This window comes from Kocuria tytonis, assembly GCF_003226895.2.
GTDB lineage: Bacteria > Actinomycetota > Actinomycetes > Actinomycetales > Micrococcaceae > Kocuria > Kocuria tytonis.
Genome location: NZ_PNJG02000001.1, coordinates 817,694 through 837,960 on the forward strand (window position 1 = coordinate 817,694; position 20,267 = coordinate 837,960).

The window sequence follows — 20,267 nt, forward strand, 5'->3', positions numbered from 1 at the left end:
GGTGCCTGAGCCATCAGCGAACTGGACGCCGGGCGATGGTTCGCCCCCGGGACGGCCGGATATTGTGAAGGAAGTCCTAGCTCTCTCCCGATGATTGGCGGTCCCATGCCTTCGAACCCTCCGCACGACGAGAACGGCGAGAACCCCAAGGACCCGTTCCAGGAGATGTTCGAGCGTCTGCTGGGTTCCGGGGCCATGAAGCCGGGCGACATGCCGGCCGGGATGCCCACGGACCCGCAGTCCATGTCCATGATCTTCCAGCAGATCCAGTCCATGATGAGCGCCTCGAACTCCGGGGACCCCGTGAACTGGGACCTGGCGAACCAGCACGCCCGGCAGGTGGCCGCCCAGCAGGGCGATCCCTCCGTCTCGGCGAAGCAGAAGGGCGCCGTGAGCGACGCCATGAAGCTGGCGGACCTGTGGCTCAAGGACAACACCGCGTTCGACGAGGCCCCCGTGCTGCCCTCCGCGTGGTCCCGCGCCGAGTGGATCGAGGCCACGTGGGAGACCTGGAAGGAGATGGCCACCCCGGTGGCCACCTCCGTGACCGAGGCTATGTCCGAGGCGCTGACCCAGCAGCTCCCGCCGGAGCTCGCCCAGGCCATGGGCGGGTCGGACCTGTCCGGGATGCTCTCCGGCGCCGGGTCCATGATGTTCGGGATGCAGCTGGGTCAGGCCGTGGGCGCGCTGTCCTGCGAGGTGCTCGCCTCCACGGACGTGGGCATCCCGCTCGCCGCGCAGCGCTGCGCCCTGGTGCCCTCCAACGTGAACGAGTTCAGCGAGGGACTGGACCTCCCCGCTTCGGACGTGCTGCTCTACCTGGCCATCCGCGAGGCCGCGCACATCCGGCTGTTCCACGGGGTGCCGTGGCTGCGGCAGTACGTGCTGGACCTGATCACGGCGTTCGCGTCCGAGATCCACATCGACATGGAGCGGATCGAGTCCATTGCACGCGATCTGGATCCCACGGATCCCTCCGGCATCCAGGATGCCCTGGCCTCCGGGGTGTTCAGCCCCGAGATGACCCCGCAGCAGGAGGTCACGCTCGCCAAGCTCGAGACGGTGCTCGCGCTCATCGAGGGCTGGGTCAACCGCGTGACCGTGGCGTCCACCGTGAACATCCCCTCCGCGCCGGCCCTCACCGAGATGATGGCCCGACGCCGCGCCGAGGGCGGGCCCGCGGAGCGCACCTTCGGCGCACTCGTGGGTCTGGAGCTGCGGCCGCGCCGGATGCGCGAGGCCGCGACGTTCTGGGACTACGTGGCCGAGCAGCGCGGCGTGACCGAGCGGGACAGCCTCTGGGAGTCCCCCGAGCTGCTGCCCACCGACGTGGACCTCGACGACCCCCGGGGATTCGAGGAACGCCGCGGGCTGCTCACCGCGAGCGACGAGGAGATGGACGCCGCACTGGAGAAGCTGCTGGCCGGCGGCTACGAGGGCGGTTCCGCTCCCGGGGCACAGGACGGCTCCGGGGAACCGACGTCCGACGGCTCGGGGGACACCGGTTCCGACTCCCCGGGCGAGGACGGGCCCGACGCTCCGAGCACCGGCGGTCCCGCCGCTAGCTGAGCCGCGGACTCACCGCGGGGCCGTTGCCGCCCGACACGAGTCTCACGGCGGTCACCCCAGGAACTCACGCGGTGGACGGTTCGGCCCCCGCGCCGTGAGCCTGCGCGCCGTGGGAGTCCGCCCACGCGACGCCGTCCAGGAACTGGGCGGCGTCGCGCGCTCTGGGATGTCGACGTGCCAGTTCCCAGAAGCGGTCGTTGTGCTCCGCCTCCAGCAGGTGCACCAGTTCGTGCAGCACCACCGTCTCCAGCACCCACTCGGGGGCGTCCGCGAGACGCCGCGAGATCCGGATGCTCCCCGTGCTCGGCGTGGCGGACCCCCACCGCGTGTGCTGCCGGGTGGACCACGTCACGCTCGTGGGCCGCGCCCGCCCGTCCAGGTGGGTGCGCGAGAGGCGCGCGGCCATGTCCTCCAACCGGTCCTCGCGGTGCCGCGTGCGCGCGGCGGCTTCCGCGGCCCGCCGCTTGGCCACCACCCGGGGCACGAGTGTGGCGCTCCAGTGGGCGATCTGGGCGCGGGTGGCACGCTGCGGGACCGCCAGCACCACGGCCTCCCCGCTGAAGTGGGCGCTGACGGTCCGGGTGCGGCGGGCGCTGCGCCGCACGATGATCTCCGGCATGTCCTCGGGCGGCTCGGTCGTGCGTGTGCGGGGCATGCCCCCCAGTCCACCACCCCGCGTCCGTGAGCACCACCGCGCACGTGCGCTGTGGATTGCGGCACCGCCGTGGCGCTCCGGTGCCGTGGCGGGCCACGGTGCTCCCATGACCCGCGCACTCCCGGACGTCCCTCCCCCGCCCGCTCCCGACGAGCTGCACGTGTTCGTGGGCGGGCTCGACCCGGTGGCCGCCTCGGTCGCGTGCCTCCTCGCGGCCGCCGGGGTGTGCCTGCTCACCGTGTGCGATCCCGCCCCCGTGAGCCCGCGGGACATCCGGCACGGACCCTACCCCGCCGAGTCCGAGGGCCGCCCCCGCGAGCTGGTCCTGAGAGGGGTGCTGCGCCGCAGTGCCCCGCGCTGCGTCCCGCTCTCGGCGCCGGAGCTGTTCCCCACCGCGGCGCTGCCGGGAACCGTGGTGCTGAACTCGTGGCAGGTGGCCGGGGAGCTGGTGCAGGATCTGAGGGGTCCGGACACCACGGTCCTCGATGCCGCCCTGCCCACCGTCACCGTGGTCACGGACGGTGCCACGGTGCTGCGGTGGCCGTTCACGGACTGGGGGCACAGGCCGTGCGCACCGTGCCTGCTCGCGGCGGTGCGGCAGGCGCGCCGACGCGTGCGGCACGGCCCGGCCACGCCCGGCACACAGCTGCTCCCCGGCCCGGACGCGCCCGTGGGCGCCGCGACCCGTGCCGTGGCCGCGGGTGAGCTCGCGGGACTCCTCGTGGTCCGAGGGCTGGGGCTCGACGGCGCCGCCGCCGGTGAGACCCCCGGGGCGGCACCGGTGGGCGGTCCCGTGATGCGCCGAGGACTGACCATGACACCGTTGCCCCCCAACCCGGAGTGCCTGTGCTCCCTGGCGTTCGAGGCGCCGTGACTCCCCCGGCCGACACGTCAGACCGAGTCGCGGTCCACGATGGAGGCGCCTGCCGTGGCGGGGAGCCGCGGCGCGGGAGCTCCCTGCACCAGGGCCGTGATGACCGCCACGATGTACCGGGCGGTGACGTCGGTGTCCAGCGCCACCATCGTGAGGGGTGGGTCCGCCAGTGCGGCGGCACGGGAGTCGTTGACGCCCACGATCGCGAGGTCGCGGGGCGCCGCCCATCCGAGCTGGCGCATCCCCGACAGGACCGCGAGCGCGGCCGTGGTGTCGTGCGCGCACACTCCCGACGCCGCCGGGTTCTCGGCCCGCCACGTGCTGAGGGCCGCCGCCGCACCGCCGGGCTCCGCGGGCAGGTGGAGCATGCGGGGGGCGGGGAGCCCGCGGGACGTGCACTCGCGCCGCAGCATCTCGAAGCGCCACTGGGAGACCCCGTGCATGTGGTCCCCGCCGGTCACCGCGTACCCCAGGTGCGTGTGGCCCGCGCTCGTGAGGCGCTGCACCTGCACCCCGGCGATGTCCTGCTCCCGCGGGCCGGTGATCCAGCGGCCCATGACGTCGGAGCCGGTCCAGGACACCACGCCGCGCACGCCGTTGCGGCGCATGCGCTCGGCGTCGTCGTCCTCGAGGTCCCACGCGAGCACGGCGGCGGGGGTCACCGAGGACCAGACCTGAGCGGCCGGCCTGCGGGTCCACGCGTGGATGACCATGGAGAGCCCCGCCTCGTCGAACAGCACGGACAGCCGCTCGATGATGTCCCCGATGTCCTCGGTGAGGGAGCCCGCCGGCGGCAGGTACAGCAGCACGGAGGTGGAGTGACCCCGCCCCAGCGCGCGTGCCTCGGCCGACGGCGCGTAGGCCAGTTCACGGGCGGCGGCGAGGACCCTGCGGCGGGTCTCCGCGGAGATGGACTGCTCGGGGGTGTCGTTGAGCACGAAGCTCACGGTGGTCCGGGAGACCCCCGCCAGCCGTGCGACGTCGGCACTCGTGGCGCGCCGCGCGGTGCTCACGCGTCCATCCATGTCCGTACTCTCCCCTCGCCCGTGGATCCGCCCCGCACCGGTCGGTGTCGCGGGGGTGGGGCCGGTTGCCCTGTGAATGTGAGCTGTTACACTCGGCAGTCACCAAGCTAACACGCGTTAGTACCGCGGTGCCCCGGGGCGGGCGGCGCGTCGCGGGGTTCGGACGGACCCGGCACGCACCGTGCACCACCCATCACCCCGGGCCACGGCAGGCCATCGCGACGGCAGGGTGCTCCGGAGACGGTCATCGCACGGAGGACCATATCGCAAAGGAGTTGAAGGACGGCATGAACACGCAAGACGTCGACGTGATCATCATCGGCGCGGGGATCTCCGGCATTGGGGCCGCGCGCGAACTCGCGGGAACGGACCGCACCATGGCCATCCTGGAGGCGCGGGACGACATCGGTGGCACCTGGAACCTGTTCCAGTACCCCGGCATCCGCTCCGACTCGGACATGGCCACGTTCGGCTACCGCAGCCGTCCCTGGACCGGGGAACGCAGCCTGGCCACGGGTGACACCATCCTGGAGTACGTCCACGCCGCCGCTGAGGAGGCCGGGGTCACCTCCCGGATCCGCTTCGGACAGCGCGCCCAGCGGGCGGAGTGGTCCTCCGAGTCCCACACCTGGACCGTCACGCACGAGGACGTCCACACGGGTGAGACGTCCACCCTGACCGGCCGCTGGCTGTTCATGGCCACCGGGTACTACCGCTACGACGAGGGCTTCACCCCCAACTGGCCCAGCCTGCCCGAGTTCCGGGGCACGGTGGTCCACCCGCAGCACTGGCCGGAGGACTTGGACGTGGCGGGCAAGCGCGTCGTCGTGATCGGGAGCGGCGCCACGGCCGTGACCCTGGTCCCCGCGCTGGCGGACCGCGGCGCCCACGTGAGCATGCTGCAGCGCTCGCCCTCCTACGTGGCCTCGGTGCCCGGCAAGGACGAGACCGGTATGAAGCTGCGCAAGTGGCTGCCGCCACGCCTGGCCGGGGAGGCGAACCGCTGGCGCAACATCCTGCGGGCCATGGCGATCTACGAGTTCAGCCGCCGCCGCCCCCAGGCCATGCGGGAACTGCTCCACCGCGGGGCGGTCAAGCACCTGGGCCCCACGTTCCCCGTGGACGAGCACTTCACCCCCGATTACGACCCGTGGGACCAGCGTCTGTGCGCCGCGCCGGACGGCGACTTCTTCAAGGCCGTGCGCGGGGACAGCGCGGAGGTCGTGACGGACACGATCGAGCGCTTCACCGCGGACGGTATCGACCTGGGCTCCGGGCGCCACCTGGCCGCGGACGTGATCGTCACCGCCACCGGGCTGAACGTGCAGTTCCTGGGCAGCATGGACCTCGTGGTGGACGGGAAGACCGTGGATCCCGCGGAGCACGTGAGCTACCGGGGCATGATGCTGGACGGTGTGCCCAACATGGCCTTCGCCATCGGGTACACGAACTCCTCCTGGACGCTGCGCGTGGACCTCGTCACCGAGTACTTCCACCGCCTGCTGGACCGCATGGACCGCGAGGGAGCAGTGGCCGTCACTCCGCGCTATTCCGGACCCCGCACGGGCCTGCGTCCGCTCATCGACCTCGCGGCCGGCTACATCCAGCGCGGCGCGCACCTGCTGCCCCGCCAGGGTCCCGACGGCGCCTGGAACGTGCGTCAGAACTACCTGCGGGACCGCGTGCTGTTCCGTCCCGGCACCGAGAAGGACGACCAGCTCGAGTTCACCGTGCCGGCTCGCGAGACGGCGGGGGCCGCACGATGAGCACGCAGCTGTGGGACGGCCTGCAGTACCGCGTGTCCGGGTCCGGCACACCCGTGCTGCTGATCCACGGCATCGGGCGCAGCCTCGCCGACTGGGACCGGCAGCACGAGTTGCTCGACGCGCACCACCGGGTGTACAGCCTGGACCTGCCCGGATTCGGCGGTTCCGAACGGCCCGCCCGGGGGATGCGTCTGGAGCACCTCGCGGCGCGGGTGGCGGACTTCGTCCGCGCGCAGGAGATCGCCCCCGTGCACGTGGTGGGCAACTCGCTGGGCGGCGCGGTGGCCATGCAGCTCACCGCGGACCACCCCGAGCTGGTGCGCAGCCTGCTGCTCGCGGACTCCGCCGGGTTCGGCCGCGGCGTGAGCCCGGCGCTGCGGCTGGCCAGCATCCCCGGGGTGGGTGAGCGCCTGATGCAGCCCAGCCGCAAGGGAGCACTGCGTTCCGAGCGAGCCATGTACCACGACCCGGCCCTCGCCACGGACGAGCGCGTGGCGCACGGCTACCAGCTGGCGCAGCGACCGGGCGGCACCGAGGCGTTCCTGGAAATGCTGCGCTCTCTCGGGTCCCCGGCCGGGGTCAAGAGCGGCTGGCGGCGCGCCCTGCTGCCCCGCGTGCGGGCCACGGGTGTTCCCGTCTTCATCGTGTGGGGCGACAAGGACGCCGTGCTCCCCTTCCGCCACCTCGCGCGCGGTGCCAAGACCCTGGCCGCGCGCACCCACCGCTTCCCCGACACCGGTCACGGACCGCAGCTGGAGCGGGCGGACGAGTTCGCGCGGCTGGCCCGTGAATTCTGGGCCGACGCGGAGAAGGGCGTGATCGCGTGAGTGCCTTCCGGAGGAGAACCAGGATCCCGCGGCTGGGCCCGTTCCGCTTCGGCTCCGGCTGCGCGGTGGTCACCGGGGCCGCGAGCGGCATCGGACGAGCCACCGCCGCCGACCTCGCGGCACGCGGCAACGACCTCGCCCTGATCGACCGGGACGAGGCCGGTCTGGCCGCGGTGCGGGCGGAGCTCTCCCGCGAGCACCCCGGCCTGCACGTCACCACGCACCGGGTGGACCTGAGCCGCACGGAGGACTTCGCGGACCTCGCAGCCGCGGTGGTCGCCGAGCACCCGCGGGTGAGCCTGCTCATGAACATCGCCGGGGTGGCCCTGAGCGGGTCCGTGGACGAGATCTCCATGGCGGACCTCGACTGGGTGCTCGCCGTCAACCTGCGCGCGCCGATCGCGCTCAGCAAGGCGTTCCTGCCCCACCTTCGGGAGCACGACGGCGCGCACATCGTGAACGTCTCCAGCCTGTTCGGTCTGGTGGCCCCCGCGGGCCAGAGCGCCTACGCGGCCAGCAAGTTCGGCATCCGGGGGTTCACCCTGGCGCTGCAGTCGGAGCTGATCCCCCAGGGGATCGGCGTCACGGTGGTGCACCCCGGCGGCATCGCCACGAACATCGCACGCAACGCCCGCACCGGGTCCCTGCTGGACGAGGACGAGGCCGCACGGCGGCGCGCCGACTTCGGCCGGTTCCTGAAGCTGCCGCCGGAGAAGGCCGCCGCCCAGATCCTCACGGCCGTGGCCAGGCGCAGGGAGCGGGTGGTCATCACCCAGCAGGCGGTGCTGATCGACGTGGTCGCACGCGTCCTGCCGGTCAAGCAGCGCGAGTTCCTGGCCCGCCACGCCTCCTAGCTGTACTGACCGGGGACGTTGATCGAAGACGCCAGACATGGGATTAGTAAATCGTGATTTACTAATCCCATGGCACGTCCGCGACGCGACAGTGATGACGCTCTACTCGACAGGCTGGCAGCCGCGATGGCGGATCGTCAGGCCGTCACCCCTTGGACGTTGGCCGAGGTCGCACCCGTGGTCGGGCTGAGCGCCGCAGGCATCGTGAAGAGGTTCGGATCGCGCCAAGGTGTGCTCCTGGCCTTGAGCCGCAGATGGATCGCCACCATTCCCCAGACTCCCAACGGGGATCTGTTACCTGTCGAGGAGCTTCGCGGGTGGGTGGCGGAACGCTTCGCTCCGCCTCACGGGAACGCTCAAGGCTTGAGCCAGCTCATCGACGACCTTGTCGACGAGGACCTACGCAGACTCCTTGCTGAGGGATGGGGGCTTGAGCGGGCATACCTCAAGGCCTTGCTTGGTCGCTGCGACCTTCCCGGAGTCAAGAACCCAGGTGTGTGCGCAGCGATCCTGTTCGACGCCCTCAACGGGGCCGCCCTACGTGCGGCGGCCGAAGGAAGTGCCGACCTCGTATCCCAAACCCTCGACAACCTCCTGGAGCAGTGGACATGACACACGCCAAAACCTGGACCGGCCGCGTCTTCATCGGGGCCAGCCTCGACGGCTTCATTGCCCGTCCTGACGGCGACATCGGATGGCTGACCGACCCACCCCCACGCCAACACAGCTACGTCGACAGCAGCCGTCATGCGGAGTCATGGGAGACCTTTTTCCCCAGCGTGGATCACGTTGTCATGGGGCGGGGCACCTACGAGACCGTCTCAACCTTCGACGAGTGGCCCTACATAGGAAAGAAGGTTCTCGTCCTGTCCACGACCATGGCCGCACGGGACAGCAGGATCACGGTGGTTCAAACCCTGGATGAGGCAAGAGAGACCCTCGCGCAAGGAGACGCCCGTCAGGTCTATATCGACGGCGGGCAGGTCATCCAGACTTTCCTGCGTCACGGGCTCGTCGACGAACTCACCGTCAGCCACGCACCCGTCCTGATCGGTTCCGGAATCCCGCTTTTCGGCTGCCTTTCACATGACGTGCACCTGACCCTGCGCGCAAGCCATGCGCACGACGGCATGGTTCACAGTACCTACGACGTCACCAACCTCGTGCCAGAGCGATGAGTGAAACTCATGGCACACGCTGACGCCGCCCTGACACCACGGCACCGACTCAAGGTCGCCAGGCTCGTCGTTGATGTAAGCTGGCCGATCAGCGAGGTCGCCGCCCGCTTCCAGGTCTCCTGGCCAACAGTGAAGCGGTGGGTCGATCGGTACCTGGCAGGCGAAACGATGGAAGACCGATCCTCGCGGCCCAAGTCATCGCCAAACAAGACCCCGAAGCCGGTGACGAAGCGGTGCATCAGTCTGCGAATCCGGCTGCGGGAAGGTCCGGTTCAGCTCGCGTCCCGGCTCGGCATCGCCCCGTCCACGGTGCATCGCATCCTCACCGTGGCACGTCTCAACCGGCTGTCCTATGTCGACCGTGCCACGGGCGAGCCGATCCGCCGGTACGCGCACGACTACCCCGGGTCGATGGTCCACGTGGACGTGAAGAAGCTCGGCAACATCCCCGACGGGGGAGGCTAGCGCTACGTCGGCCGCCGCCAAGGGGAGAAGAACCGCGCCGCCACTCCCGACAAGCCACGCAATCAGTACGGCGGCCCGAAGCTCGGGTACGCATTCGTACACACGGTCATCGACGACCACTCCCGCGTGGCCTACACCGAGGTCCACGACGACGAGACCGCCGCCATCGCCGTCGGCGTCCTGCAACGGGCCGTCTACTGGTTCGCCGAACGCGGCGTCACCATCGAACGAGTCTTGTCCGACAACGGCGGTGCCTACCGGTCCTACCTGTGGCGCGACACCTGCGAGGCGCTGTCGATCACACCGAAGCGGACCCGGCCCTACCGACCCCAGACCAACGGCAAGGTCGAGCGCTTCCACCGGACCATGGCCGACGGGCGGGCCTACGCCCACTGCTACACCAGCGAGCAAGAACGCCGAGACGCACTCTCCGGCTGGCTGCACCAGTACAACCAGCATCGTCCGCACACGGCCTGCGGCAACCAACCGCCCATCACCCGCTTGATTAACCTGTCGGGTCAGTACAGCTAGCGCTCCTCCCGCATTACCTATTTACCGAAATGGGTAATAAGGTTTATCGGTATATACCGGATTACGGCGCCTTCCGCGCGAGACGTTTCATCAGGCAGGTGTTTCTTATGAAACACCCCCAGGTGCCTGGATGCCTCTAGTTGGCCGGCTACACGCTCGGGTTTTCTGGTCACAGGGTGCGGTCGCGCGCCGCATCAGTCTCCTCGATGAACTCCCCCAGACGACTAGCTGGGCCACAGGCCGGCTGGTTTTGTCTGCCCCCATCAAAGATCACCCGCCGGTGAAGGGTCCTGATGTAAAGCCCCGGCGGGACAGTGTCTAGGGCTGTTCCTGCGTACCGGGCGCTCAGGTATCCCGAGGGGCATACCCACGGCTTTGGTGTCACATGTGAGCGTGGGGAGCGTTCACCCTAAGTCTCGAGCGACCGTGCACCATGCTGCCTCCCATGACGCAGCCGGTGGCCAGGGAGAGACGCCTGACCTATCTTTGGGCTCGTTTCGCAACGGGAGCGACGGTCCCACAGGCCTTGGCCAGTTCCGCACGGAACCAGGCGGGCATCGTGGTCTTAGTTTTCGCCTCAGCGGCTCGCTGTGCGATCTCGGCCGCGCGTGCTTCGCGGCGGGCGGTCTCGGCCGCGCGTCGTGCACGTGCCGGAAGTTCTTTGCCGGTGATGGCGCGCTTGATCTGGTGCAGCAGCAACGCACGCGGGTTCTTCTGGCTGTCCGGGGGCAGGGAGAGCAGCCCAAGGCCCTGGTGATCGGCCTCCACGGCGTTCATCAGGTCTTGGGTGGTCCACTCCTCGGTCACTCCACAGACCACCAGGCCACGGGAGAGCCCCATCAAGAGGGCGTCGCCGGCAGGGTACAACCACCAGGTGGTCCAGAGCCTGGAGGGATCGCGTCCACGTTTCCTCACAGGACGCCCCTGTCGAGAGGGCCACCGTTCACACCGCAGTGTCCGCGCCCCGCTGCGTAACAACCATGTCACACCTTCCTACTTCTAGACCGTCGAACGGTGAAATAAGCCTGGGCATCTGTTTATCGAACAGAATTTGAATATCCAGCAAATCTCCAACATTCGTGAATTAACCCTCAATTTGGATGTGCGATGCTCTAGCAGGAACAAACATCCCCTGTTGATCGAGGGAAACGGGTCCCCCGCCACCATCGAAATCCACAGTCCATGCGACGGGAGATCCTGGAGCGGAAACAGGTTCCCAGCTAATCTTTGCAGCATACTCCTCGCCAGGAAGAATGACCCGATCCGAGGTTTCACTGAACACAATTTGCCCTGCGGGACTCTGGTCCATGACAGAGATCTGGTTCACTCTGCAAGGCAGGAAGCTGTGGTTGGTAATTCGGATTTCAGCATCCACTCGTGAGCTGGACGCAGGTTCCTCTCCCTGATCCACCGGGGCCAGCGCGGCCGAGACTCGCTGCGCGCCGCAGGTCGGCGCCACGACGGTAGGCACCTTGCTCACGTCGCCGAGGGTGGCTAATTTACTTGGGGGAGACCATGCACCCACCCGGGCAGTTCCGGAGGGAAAACGTAAAGGATCGTTGGGTGCGCCATATCCAAATTGGGCATGAATTGGATCGACGCCCCCCAGGGTCACATCTACCTGCTGCTGGGCCCCCGCTGGTTCGGACGTGGGCGCCCAGGACATCGTCGCAGTGCTGGATTGTCCAGGCTTCAGACGGACCGTGCCAGCCCCGCCGCCCAACGAGACCACCCGCGATTCCCTCTCGTTTTGAAACTTGATACCCGGTGTTCCAAGCAGGTCACATGAACTGGTTCCATAATTGCGAACCGACAGGCGCGCGTTGTCCTTGACACCCGACGCCTGAAGCTGATCTATTACACCTTCTATGTTTTCTGGTTCGCACGTGAATGTTAGATTTCCATTGGCGGGTCGCGACCACGGGTGCTGATTGGGAGGATGCTCGACTTCGTTTAGCAGCGCACTCAAAGGAGGGTCGTCCGGAACCCCGGGGTGGCAGCCAGTGGGCTGAGGTTTCAAGTGAGCGCCTTCCACCTGCACATTCGCGCAGACGTGCTCCCACCAGGATTCTTCCTCGAAAGGATCCGCCCCAGAGACCAATCGGGCTCTTCACAGATGAGGGTGTAGCTGTGGTGCGACCTGGGGCGGCGCGTCGGTGTCGGGGTGAGGGTCGAGGTCTTCCGATGATGGGAGTTCTCACACAACCCGTCCGGAAGACCTCGACGTGCCTGACGCTACCTTCACGCGCCCTGACCTGACTACCTTCATCCGCCTCGACGGCCTCGGTCTGGAGGTCACCGGCCAGCTGCTCGAGCCTGACCGGTCCGTGCTGGCGTGCCGGGTCGTGGAGCCGGACGACTGGTGCAGGCGGTGCGGCTGCCAGGGCGTGCCCCGTGACACGGTGAGCAGGGAGTTGGCGCACGAGCCGTTCGGGTGGCGCCCTACCACGCTGGTGCTCACCGTGCGCCGCTACCGCTGCAAGGAGTGCTCGCACGTGTGGCGTCAGGACACCACCGCTGCGGCGCCGCCGCGGGCCAAGATCTCCCGCGCCGGCCTGCGGTGGGGTCTGGTCGGGATCGTCGTCGGCCACCTGTCGATGGCCCGAGTTGCCGAAGGACTGGGCGTGGCGTGGAACACCGCCAACGACGCGGTCCTGGCTGAGGGCCGGCGTCTGCTCATCGAGGACCCGACCCGCCTGGACGGTGTCAAGGTCGTCGGGGTCGATGAGCACGTGTGGCGGCACACCCGGCGCGGTGACAAGTACGTCACCGTGATCATCGACCTCACCCCGGTCCGGGACGGCACCGGGCCCTCACGCCTGCTGGACGTGGTCGAAGGTCGGTCGAAGAAGGCGTTCAAGGACTGGCTGGCCGAGCGGGACCAGGCTTGGCGCGATGGGATCGAGGTCGTGGCCATGGATGGGTTCGCGGGCTTCAAGACCGCCACCACCGAGGAGCTGCCGGACGCCGTCACGGTTATGGATCCCTTCCACGTCATCCGGTTGGCCGGGGACGCTCTCGATGAGTGCCGCCGCCGAGTCCAGCAGGAACTGCACGGACACCGCGGACGCAAGGGCGACCCGCTCTACACCGCGCGGCGGACCCTGCACACCGGGGCTGACCTGCTCACCGACCGCCAGCACGAGCGCCTTGACAAGCTCTTCGCTGGGGACCGGCACGTGCAAGTCGAGTGCACCTGGGGGATCTACCAGCGCATGATCTCCGCCTACCGTCACCCCGACCGGGCAGCCGGCCGCGTCGAGATGAGCTCCGTGATCGACGCCCTCGCCGACAGTGTGCCTGAGGCGTTGGTAGAACTGCGCAACCTCGGCCGCACCCTGACCAGACGCGCCTGCGACGTCCTGGCCTACTTCGACCGGCCGCGCACGAGCAACGGACCTACCGAAGCCGTGAACGGTCGCCTCGAGCACCTGCGTGGCCTGGCCCTCGGCTTCCGCAACCTCACCAACTACATAGCCCGCGCACTCCTCGAAGCCGGCGGATTCAGACCACACCTACACCCCGAATTGTGAAGAGCCACCAATCGCCACATCACCACATCCGATTCCCCTCCTGACCCCATCTCGTACGCGAATTTCCCCCCAGTTAGTTCATCTTTTTCGAATAGTGGGCCCGGTATCTTCAGCGCATTCCGCAGGGCGGCAGGCGCACTAAGGTCTCTGCCCGCAACGGCCATCTCCCATGCTGCCAGCAACGGCAAGTACGAGGAGTCGATTGAGCGTGCTCTCGATGGCGCGCACCCTGTTGCAACCATGAGCAGCATGCATACCAACCGCGCCGTCGCGAGGCGAATCAACCGTCGGCACTTCATCTGAACCACCGCTTGCTGCCCCGAGACACCTTCATTGCAGGCCCTGTGCTGTTTGAAGTACCTCCAGCATGATGGGAGTGCCGGTAATTGATCCGAGGTCACCGTCCTCCACGAAGATTGCTACCGCGAGATCGCCGTGGCCCGCGATGACCCAGGAGTGGGTGCGAGGCGGGTTTTCATTCCCGTACTCTGCTGTTCCTGTTTTTCCGATGGCGCTGTCCGGTTGCAGGGACCTCAGTTCCTTCAAGTGTCCGGTGGACACAACTTCCCGCATCAGTGTTTGCAGGTCTGCCGCCTCACTCGTCCCCAACGGATTACTGGACGAGGGTTCCGATGCAGGTTCATGGCCCAGGATACTGGGTTGCACCAGTTTGCCTGCCTGAACACTGGCCTGGAACCTGGCCATCCCGAAGGGAGAGACCAGCGTGCGTCCTTGTCCGAACATGGCCGCGACATGTTCCGCCGCTGGTTCTTCCGTGGGGATGCTGCCCGAGAACACAGGGATTCCCGCGTCCATCTCCACCCCCACGCCGAGAGAGTCGCCGGCGTCCGCCAAAGCCTGCTGGCTGACCCTTTCGTGCTGGGCGGCGAACGTCGTGTTGCACGAATGGGCAATCGCCTGCCGTAGGGCAACGCTTCCCTCGAACTCCCGCGGATAGCCGGAAAAGTTGGCCACGTTCATCCCTTCAGCTGAGTACGTATGGGGGCAGTCGACGGTCGTATCTGGTGTGTCGCCGCCCCGAAGCATGGCCAACGCGGTCGCGACCTTGAATGTGGACCCGGGTGCATACTGGCCCAGGGTCGCAGTGGGATAGCCCTTCGACCCCGCTCCATTGGCCACGGCCAGGACCGCGCCGTCCGAGGGCCGCATCGCCACCACAGACGAAGGCGATTTGATACCTTTCAGCGTCCGCTGTGCCGCCTCCTGAAGACCACCGTTGAGAGTTGTGTGCAGATCCTCTCCCGGAACAGGCCCCTGGGCCATTAGCTGGTGGGTTCGTCCTGCTTTGAGGCTGCCGTCTGCGTGGACGCCAATGCGATCAACGACGACTCCCGGTTTCCCCTGCAAGGTGGTCTCATGCGCTTCTTGTAGCCCCCCACGTCCGATCTGGGCACCATGGGCGAGTTTGCCTCCCGACTTCTCGATCTCCTCGGCCGTCGCTTCGCCGACCGACCCGAGGGTCTCGGCGGCAAAACCCTTGGTCCGGCCTAGAACGCGGGCGTCCTTCGTAACTAGCAGACCGGGGATTTTCTCCATGCGCTGGGCATCGAGAGCCCGAAAATCGTCCTCCCGCAATGCAATAGCCTCCACCCACGCGGTGTCATCAGCCTGACGTACTGATTCCCGGTAGGGCTCGGGGTCAATGCCCACAGCCTTGGCCAGTGCGGTGGCCGAGCCCTCCCGCTTCTCGCGGGGGACCTCACGGAGGTCCAAACCTGCGCGGTGAATGGTCTGTTTCATGGCCAGCGGCTGGTCGCCCGCCCCGAGGATTTTCCCACGCTCCGGTTGGACCGTTTGGATACGCAGGACCTCATCCTCTGCCAGCTCGGGAGCGACAAGTGACGGCTCCCAGGTGGCCTTCCACGTGCCGTTGGACCGCTGGAAATCCACACCGGTGGCGTAGGTCCAGTCTTCCTCGGTCGCAGGCACGTCCCATCTCCAGGTCAGCTCTCCGTGAGCAGTCTGACCCTGGTTGCTCACCCGACCCATTTGCACGTCCGGTGCAATGCCCCCCGTCATGCGAAGGATGCGATCCAGCTCGGCCTGGACCTCCGAGCCACCCGCGTTCGAGAACTCGAGCCCGGAGACATCCCGGGAATGCAAACCCTGGGCAAGTGCCTCAGCCGCATCACGGGGTGCATTTCCCGGTAGCGCTGAGCACCCACTGACCAACAGCACAACGACGATGCTCATCGTGAAGCGGCCGCGGCGCCGAGTCCGTGGGGGTGAGGTAGCCATGAGATTGTTCTCCATCCTGCAGTTCATGTTGTCACCCGATCACGCTATGAGAGCCGCTTGCCATATGTCCAAGACTTTCTTATGGCCAGTAAGTTATCTTCAAAGCTATGAGACGTGACCGAACAGGAAATCTCCTCCGCTGGGTTGAAGACTTCCTGGTGGTTGCCGAAACGGGGCACGTGGGCCGCCCCGCGGAGGCACTCGGGGTGTCCCAGCCCCCTCTGTCGCAGACGATCCGCCGGCTGGAGACTGCTGTGGGTGACGAGCTGTTCGTCCGCCACGCCCGAGGCGTTTCGTTGACCCCAGCCGGTGAGGCGTTCTTGCCCCTGGCCCACGACCTGGTGTCGGCCCAACGGCGAGTGCTCACGCTGGGCAACGACATGGCGGAACGCACTGGTTCGATTCAAGTGTGGATACCCCGGTCCTTGCCCGCCGCCTGGGTGAGTGCATGCCTGCTCGACACCGTGGCCACCTTTCCGCGAGCCGAGTGGACGGGGGCTTCGTCCGCAGACATCGTGCGCCACGTTCGTGAGAACACGGCGGCTGTGGGGATGGTGGTGGCCCCGATCGTGACCGACGAGTTAGTTTCTCTACCCGTAGTCGCGATTCCCCAGGTTTTGTGCATGCGTCCTCTGCCCGACGCCCCCATACATCAAAACGATCTGAGGCATGCTGTCCCTTCCGAGATGCTCGTGCCTCCTCGAACCGATGGACCGGCGGCATTCGATGTGCTGTCCGCCGAGCTCGAAGCGCTTGGTGTGATCACTCAGCTCAGGCAGGAGGTGGACCCCCTGAAGATTGCCGCGGAGATGCGCACGCTCGGTGCTGCCACTCTGATGCCGAGTGAAACACCCGGATTCGGCGGAGCTCCCCTCGAGGCGGGGTTGCTGCCCCTCAGATTGCGCGTCACCCACCATCCTGATGCCATACCACCGGCCCGGGATGCGGCAATGGTGCTTCACGACTGCCTGGGGAGGTGCGCTGCACATGTCCGGTGAGACGTGGAACAGCGCGGGGGTCGATGCCGCACTGCGCCAGCTTGGACGCGAAGTGGCCGAGTTTCTGCAGAGCGAAGACATGACGGGCGCAGTATCGGCCCGAGTGATCGACGCACCCGAATTGCCAGTGTTCTCCTTTCACGAGGAGGAGGTCTTTCCGGCCGCATCCTTGTACAAGCTCGCGGTCATGATGGCGTTCTGCAGGGAGGTGGATCACGGCGTTCTGGAACCTTCCGCTCTCGTCGACCTCTCCCCCGCAGACAGAGCCCAAGGCCCTACCGGCCTCGCGATCCTCGAGGACACGGTACGAATCTCGTGGCGGGACCTGGTCCGCCTGATGATGTCCATCTCGGACAACGCCGCCGCAGAATCTGTCCTGCGCAAGGTGGGGACCAGCCGGGTCCACGAAACACTTCGCCTCATGGGTGCCACGAGGACAGAGATCCGCCCCACTCCACCGAGTGGGAATGGCGCGCCCGCCTCCTTTGACGACGAGGGCAGAGACCGTTATCTCATGCCGGACCCGGTGCAGTACGACCCGCTGTCTGTCTCATCCACCACAGCGTCGGACCTTGTTACGCTTCTATGCGCCATCTGGCAGGATCGCGCGGCCTCGGCGGAACAGTGTGCCTTCATGCGGCAGGTGCTCTCTCAACAGGCCTGGGGTCATCGATTCGCAGAGGCGTTCTCCTACCCAGGCGTCACCGTTGCGGCAAAGACCGGTTCATTCGGGTCCCTCAGTCATGAGGCGGGGGTGGTCTCTCACCCGGGAGAGAAGTCAATAGCCGTGGCGGTTCTGACCCGTTCCGTGCGGCGTGAGCGCCAGATTCCCCTGTCCAACAAGGTAGTGGGCCAGATCGCCCGCCACTGTGTCCGCAACTACCGTCAGTTCCTCTAGCTGTACAGCTAGTCGTAGGCGGCGGTCCTCGCTGACCATCCGAGCATAGGCATGGGGGTCAGCACGGTCGTCCTTGGCGTAGTGGTGCTTGCCGTCGATCTCGAGTACGACGCACCGCCGACCGGGCATCAGGAGCAGGAAGTCCATGCGCTGACGCTCCACGGCCGCCGGACGCGCCGGCCCGGCGGGTCTCAGGAAGGGGTCGTAGTGCAACCACACCTGCGGCAGGAGAGCTGGTATATCGGGGTTTACCGCGTATCGGGTTGAGTAGGTGCGCAGCAGGCAGCGTTCCGGGTCACTGTCCAGGCTCCCGGCCAGCCGTCTCCACAGTTGCCGGCCCATATCCTGCTCGGGCAGTTCGCTTTGGCTCCTCGCCGACCACCAGTGGACCAACTCGCGCCACGTCAAGCCCGCGGCGGGGAGGGCCTTGTCGTAAACGAGGCACTTGTCGGCGTTGCGGGTGATCTCGATGACGTTGCGCGTCGCATCGCGCAGCACGATTTCGGGCTTCCCGGTCGAGGCGAAGATGAGGTTTCGCAGTTCCCCTGCACTCCGCGCAACCGAGCCTGGGCGACGAGCTCTTCAAGGCTGGCATCGTCTTGGTCCGCAAGGATGCTCTGCGCGATTCGCACAAACTCATCGATCGTCAGCCCTGCCACGCGCTTCTGCACGTAGGAGTTCTTGCTGGCGCCCGCCTCCTCCTCTGTGCCGTCCTCGAGGCCAAGCGACGCACACCGCGCGGGCAGGGCGTATGACTTCGTGTCGTTCAGGGCCGCACTGATCGCATCACGCAGCGCCTGCGGCTTCGGTGCTGGAGTCACCCTCACATTATGGAGGTGGCAGTTCCTTCCCGCTCACATGTCCTCAGCCGCGTCAGCCGCGACATAGGTGGTTGGCTATTGCAGGCTGTGTGTGGCCGGCGGTAATTGTAGTGGAGCAGCCAGGATTGAAGCGCGTGTCGGCGCTCCTGCTCACTCGCGTAGCAGCGGGCATACGCCCATCCGTCGGCCATGGTGCGGTGGAAGCGCTCGACTTTGCCGTTGGTCTGCGGACGATACGGGCGGGTCCGCTTCGGCGCGATGGCGAGGGCTTCGCAGGTGTCGCGCCATAGGTGGGAGCGGAAAGCGCTGCCGTTGTCCGATAGGACGCGTTCGATGGTGACACCGCGAGCAGAGAACCATTGCACCGCCCGGTGCAGAACTGCGGCGGCGGTGCCGGCGGTCTCGTCGTCGTGGACCTCGCTGTAGGCAACGCGGGAGTGATCGTCGATGACGGTATGCACGAACGCATACCCGAGCTTGGGGTTGCGCCACTTGCTACGGGGTTTGTCCGGCGTGGCAGCGCGGTTCTTCTCGCCTTAGCGACGGCCGACGTAGCGCCAGCCGCCGCCGTCGGGGATGTTCCCGAGTTTCTTCACGTCCACATGCACGAGCGAACCGGGGTAAGGGTGCTCGTACCGGCGGACAGTTTCGCCGGTAGCACGGTCGATGTAGGAGAGCCGGTTCAATCGAGCTGAGCGCAGGATGCGATGCACGGTCGACGGGGCGACGCCGACGCGCACGGCGAGTTGCACCGGACCTTCCCGCAGCCTCATGCGCAGGCTGACGTACCTCTTCGTCACCGCGGGCGATGTCTTGGTCGGTGAGGTCTTCGGGCGCGAGGACCGGTCGTACATCGACTCGCCAGCTAGGTATCGGTCGGCCCACCGCTTCACGGTCGGCCAGGACACCTGGAACTGAGCCGCGACCTCGCTGATCGGGTAGCCCCCGTCGACGACGAGCTGGGCGACTTTCAGTCGGTGACGCGGGGTCAGGGCTGCATTGGCGTGTGTCATGGCTCTTCGAGGCTCAGGCAAAGCGCGGGATGGCAGGGGGTCTGCTCGGAGACCTACGTTCCCGTCCCGGCCTGCAGGGGATCAGTTCGGCTGGTTCGATCGCCGCGGGCCTACCGGCGGCACTGCGTTCAGCCCGCGCTGCTCTGGAATCCTGGCTGGGTCGCGTAGTCCTGCTGACGTCGATCGAGCACCATGCGGATCTGATCGGCGGTGCCGTCGCCGAGGACGAGCCGCAGCGGCCCGTCATCTGCTGCGATATGCGCGAGGATTCCGTCGGCGACGTCATCGGGGGAGGTGCCTCCGCCCGTTGCTCCCGGCTCGCTGGGCCAGGGAACGGTCGGGGTTCCGAAGAGTTGCTCGCGCAGTTCGTCATAGGCGGCGTTCGGCGCGCTGAACTGCATCCCCGAGGTCGCCCACCGGGTGTCCATCGCGCCGGTCTCCACGAGGGTGACCCTGATTCCCATCGGCTGCACCTCGCTCGCCAGCGCCTCTGTGAAGCCCTCGAGCCCCCACTTCGCAGCGTTGTAGAGACCCAGCATCGGCATGGCCCCGACCCCGCCCGTGGATGAGATCTGCACGATGTGCCCGCTCCCTTGGCTACGCATGAGGGGCAGTGCCGCCTGAGTGAGCCACAGCGGGCCGAGCAGGTCGACATCCAAGATCGCCCGTGCCTCCTCTTCGCTGAGTTCTTCGGCGGCGCCAACCAGTCCGTAGCCTGCGTTGTTCACCACGACGTCGAGGCTGCCAGCGACCTTCTGGGCCTCCTCGACGATCCGTCGGCATTGCTGCCTGTCTGCCGGGTCGAGGCGAACCACGGTCAGGAGTGGGTGCTGGGCGGGCAGTGCACCCTGGCGGGTGGTGGCCACGACGCGATGACCCGCGGCCAGTGCCCGCTCGGTCAGTGCGAGGCCGAGGCCACTACTCGCGCCGGTGATGAGCCAGGTGTTCGGTATCGTCATGAGCCTATTCAACACCAAACGAGACGCAGCGTCTCATTCTTA

General features: G+C 67.3%; 17 protein-coding genes and 2 pseudogenes. 11 read left to right on the forward strand and 8 right to left on the reverse strand.

Annotated features, from left to right (window positions below):
* Positions 1-105: 105 nt before the first annotated feature.
* Complete coding sequence (locus C1C97_RS03610) at positions 106-1,569, forward strand: zinc-dependent metalloprotease (protein ID WP_121030015.1); 1,464 nt, start codon at positions 106-108, stop codon at positions 1,567-1,569.
* Positions 1,570-1,633: 64 nt separating this feature from the next.
* On the opposite strand, the gene C1C97_RS03615 is transcribed toward C1C97_RS03610, so the two are convergent.
* Positions 1,634-2,224 (reverse strand): M48 metallopeptidase family protein, encoded by a 591-nt coding sequence (locus C1C97_RS03615; protein ID WP_233542700.1) that lies wholly within the window; start codon positions 2,222-2,224, stop codon positions 1,634-1,636.
* Between the two features lie 106 nt (positions 2,225-2,330).
* Here C1C97_RS03615 and C1C97_RS03620 point away from each other — a divergent pair, with 106 nt between their 5' ends.
* Positions 2,331-3,098 (forward strand): hypothetical protein, encoded by a 768-nt coding sequence (locus C1C97_RS03620; RefSeq protein WP_233542701.1) that lies wholly within the window; start codon positions 2,331-2,333, stop codon positions 3,096-3,098.
* Between the two features lie 17 nt (positions 3,099-3,115).
* Here C1C97_RS03620 and C1C97_RS03625 read toward each other — a convergent pair whose 3' ends face one another.
* Positions 3,116-4,111: a LacI family DNA-binding transcriptional regulator gene (locus C1C97_RS03625; protein ID WP_233542702.1), complete on the reverse strand. Its 996-nt coding sequence runs from the start codon at positions 4,109-4,111 to the stop codon at positions 3,116-3,118.
* Between the two features lie 299 nt (positions 4,112-4,410).
* Between C1C97_RS03625 and C1C97_RS03630 the strand changes: the two genes are divergently transcribed.
* From C1C97_RS03630 to C1C97_RS03655, 6 genes and pseudogenes are all read left to right on the forward strand, one after another.
* A complete protein-coding gene (locus C1C97_RS03630) occupies positions 4,411-5,889 on the forward strand; it encodes a flavin-containing monooxygenase (protein ID WP_110919628.1) in 1,479 nt (492 codons plus the stop codon).
* Positions 5,886-6,716: an alpha/beta fold hydrolase gene (locus C1C97_RS03635; RefSeq protein ID WP_110919627.1), complete on the forward strand. Its 831-nt coding sequence runs from the start codon at positions 5,886-5,888 to the stop codon at positions 6,714-6,716. Before C1C97_RS03630 ends, C1C97_RS03635 begins: the two co-directional genes overlap by 4 nt.
* Positions 6,713-7,570 carry an SDR family NAD(P)-dependent oxidoreductase gene (locus C1C97_RS03640; protein WP_199712165.1) on the forward strand — a complete coding sequence of 286 codons (858 nt, stop codon included), beginning with the start codon at positions 6,713-6,715 and terminating at the stop codon, positions 7,568-7,570. The genes C1C97_RS03635 and C1C97_RS03640 overlap by 4 nt, the downstream gene beginning before the upstream one ends.
* A gap of 363 nt (positions 7,571-7,933) precedes the next feature.
* On the forward strand, positions 7,934-8,182 hold the full coding sequence (locus tag C1C97_RS12140) for a hypothetical protein (RefSeq protein WP_147406041.1): 249 nt from the start codon (positions 7,934-7,936) through the stop codon (positions 8,180-8,182).
* On the forward strand, positions 8,179-8,748 hold the full coding sequence (locus C1C97_RS03650) for a dihydrofolate reductase family protein (protein ID WP_110919635.1): 570 nt from the start codon (positions 8,179-8,181) through the stop codon (positions 8,746-8,748). Before C1C97_RS12140 ends, C1C97_RS03650 begins: the two co-directional genes overlap by 4 nt.
* Positions 8,749-8,757: 9 nt before the next feature.
* Positions 8,758-9,744: pseudogene (locus tag C1C97_RS03655) on the forward strand (IS481 family transposase).
* Between the two features lie 480 nt (positions 9,745-10,224).
* Here C1C97_RS03655 and C1C97_RS03660 read toward each other — a convergent pair.
* Both C1C97_RS03660 and C1C97_RS12750 read right to left on the reverse strand, forming a co-directional pair.
* A complete protein-coding gene (locus C1C97_RS03660) occupies positions 10,225-10,551 on the reverse strand; it encodes a hypothetical protein (protein WP_147406042.1) in 327 nt (108 codons plus the stop codon).
* A 277-nt stretch (positions 10,552-10,828) separates the two neighbouring features.
* Positions 10,829-11,785, reverse strand: a complete 957-nt coding sequence (locus tag C1C97_RS12750; RefSeq protein WP_407657260.1) for a DUF4232 domain-containing protein — start codon at positions 11,783-11,785, stop codon at positions 10,829-10,831.
* A 184-nt stretch (positions 11,786-11,969) separates the two neighbouring features.
* Here C1C97_RS12750 and C1C97_RS03670 point away from each other — a divergent pair, with 184 nt between their 5' ends.
* Positions 11,970-13,277: an ISL3 family transposase gene (locus C1C97_RS03670; protein ID WP_121030025.1), complete on the forward strand. Its 1,308-nt coding sequence runs from the start codon at positions 11,970-11,972 to the stop codon at positions 13,275-13,277.
* Between the two features lie 330 nt (positions 13,278-13,607).
* Here C1C97_RS03670 and C1C97_RS03675 read toward each other — a convergent pair whose 3' ends face one another.
* Positions 13,608-15,563, reverse strand: coding sequence for a penicillin-binding transpeptidase domain-containing protein (locus C1C97_RS03675; RefSeq protein WP_121030027.1), 1,956 nt, complete (start codon positions 15,561-15,563; stop codon positions 13,608-13,610).
* 80 nt (positions 15,564-15,643) lie between these two features.
* Between C1C97_RS03675 and C1C97_RS03680 the strand changes: the two genes are divergently transcribed.
* Both C1C97_RS03680 and C1C97_RS03685 read left to right on the forward strand, forming a co-directional pair.
* A complete protein-coding gene (locus tag C1C97_RS03680) occupies positions 15,644-16,534 on the forward strand; it encodes a LysR family transcriptional regulator (protein ID WP_121030029.1) in 891 nt (296 codons plus the stop codon).
* Positions 16,524-17,432: a serine hydrolase gene (locus C1C97_RS03685; RefSeq protein WP_158591126.1), complete on the forward strand. Its 909-nt coding sequence runs from the start codon at positions 16,524-16,526 to the stop codon at positions 17,430-17,432. Before C1C97_RS03680 ends, C1C97_RS03685 begins: the two co-directional genes overlap by 11 nt.
* Here C1C97_RS03685 and C1C97_RS12145 read toward each other — a convergent pair.
* The 3 genes and pseudogenes from C1C97_RS12145 to C1C97_RS03695 all read right to left on the reverse strand — a co-directional run bounded on the left by C1C97_RS12145 (position 17,313) and on the right by C1C97_RS03695 (position 20,225).
* A complete protein-coding gene (locus C1C97_RS12145; protein WP_147406043.1) occupies positions 17,313-17,930 on the reverse strand; it encodes a hypothetical protein in 618 nt (205 codons plus the stop codon). The two genes, C1C97_RS03685 and C1C97_RS12145, sit on opposite strands and share 120 nt — an antisense overlap.
* A gap of 325 nt (positions 17,931-18,255) precedes the next feature.
* Positions 18,256-19,266 (reverse strand): annotated as a pseudogene (locus C1C97_RS03690) (IS481 family transposase).
* A gap of 128 nt (positions 19,267-19,394) precedes the next feature.
* Complete coding sequence (locus C1C97_RS03695; protein WP_110919620.1) at positions 19,395-20,225, reverse strand: SDR family NAD(P)-dependent oxidoreductase; 831 nt, start codon at positions 20,223-20,225, stop codon at positions 19,395-19,397.
* Between the last annotated feature and the right edge of the window lie 42 nt (positions 20,226-20,267).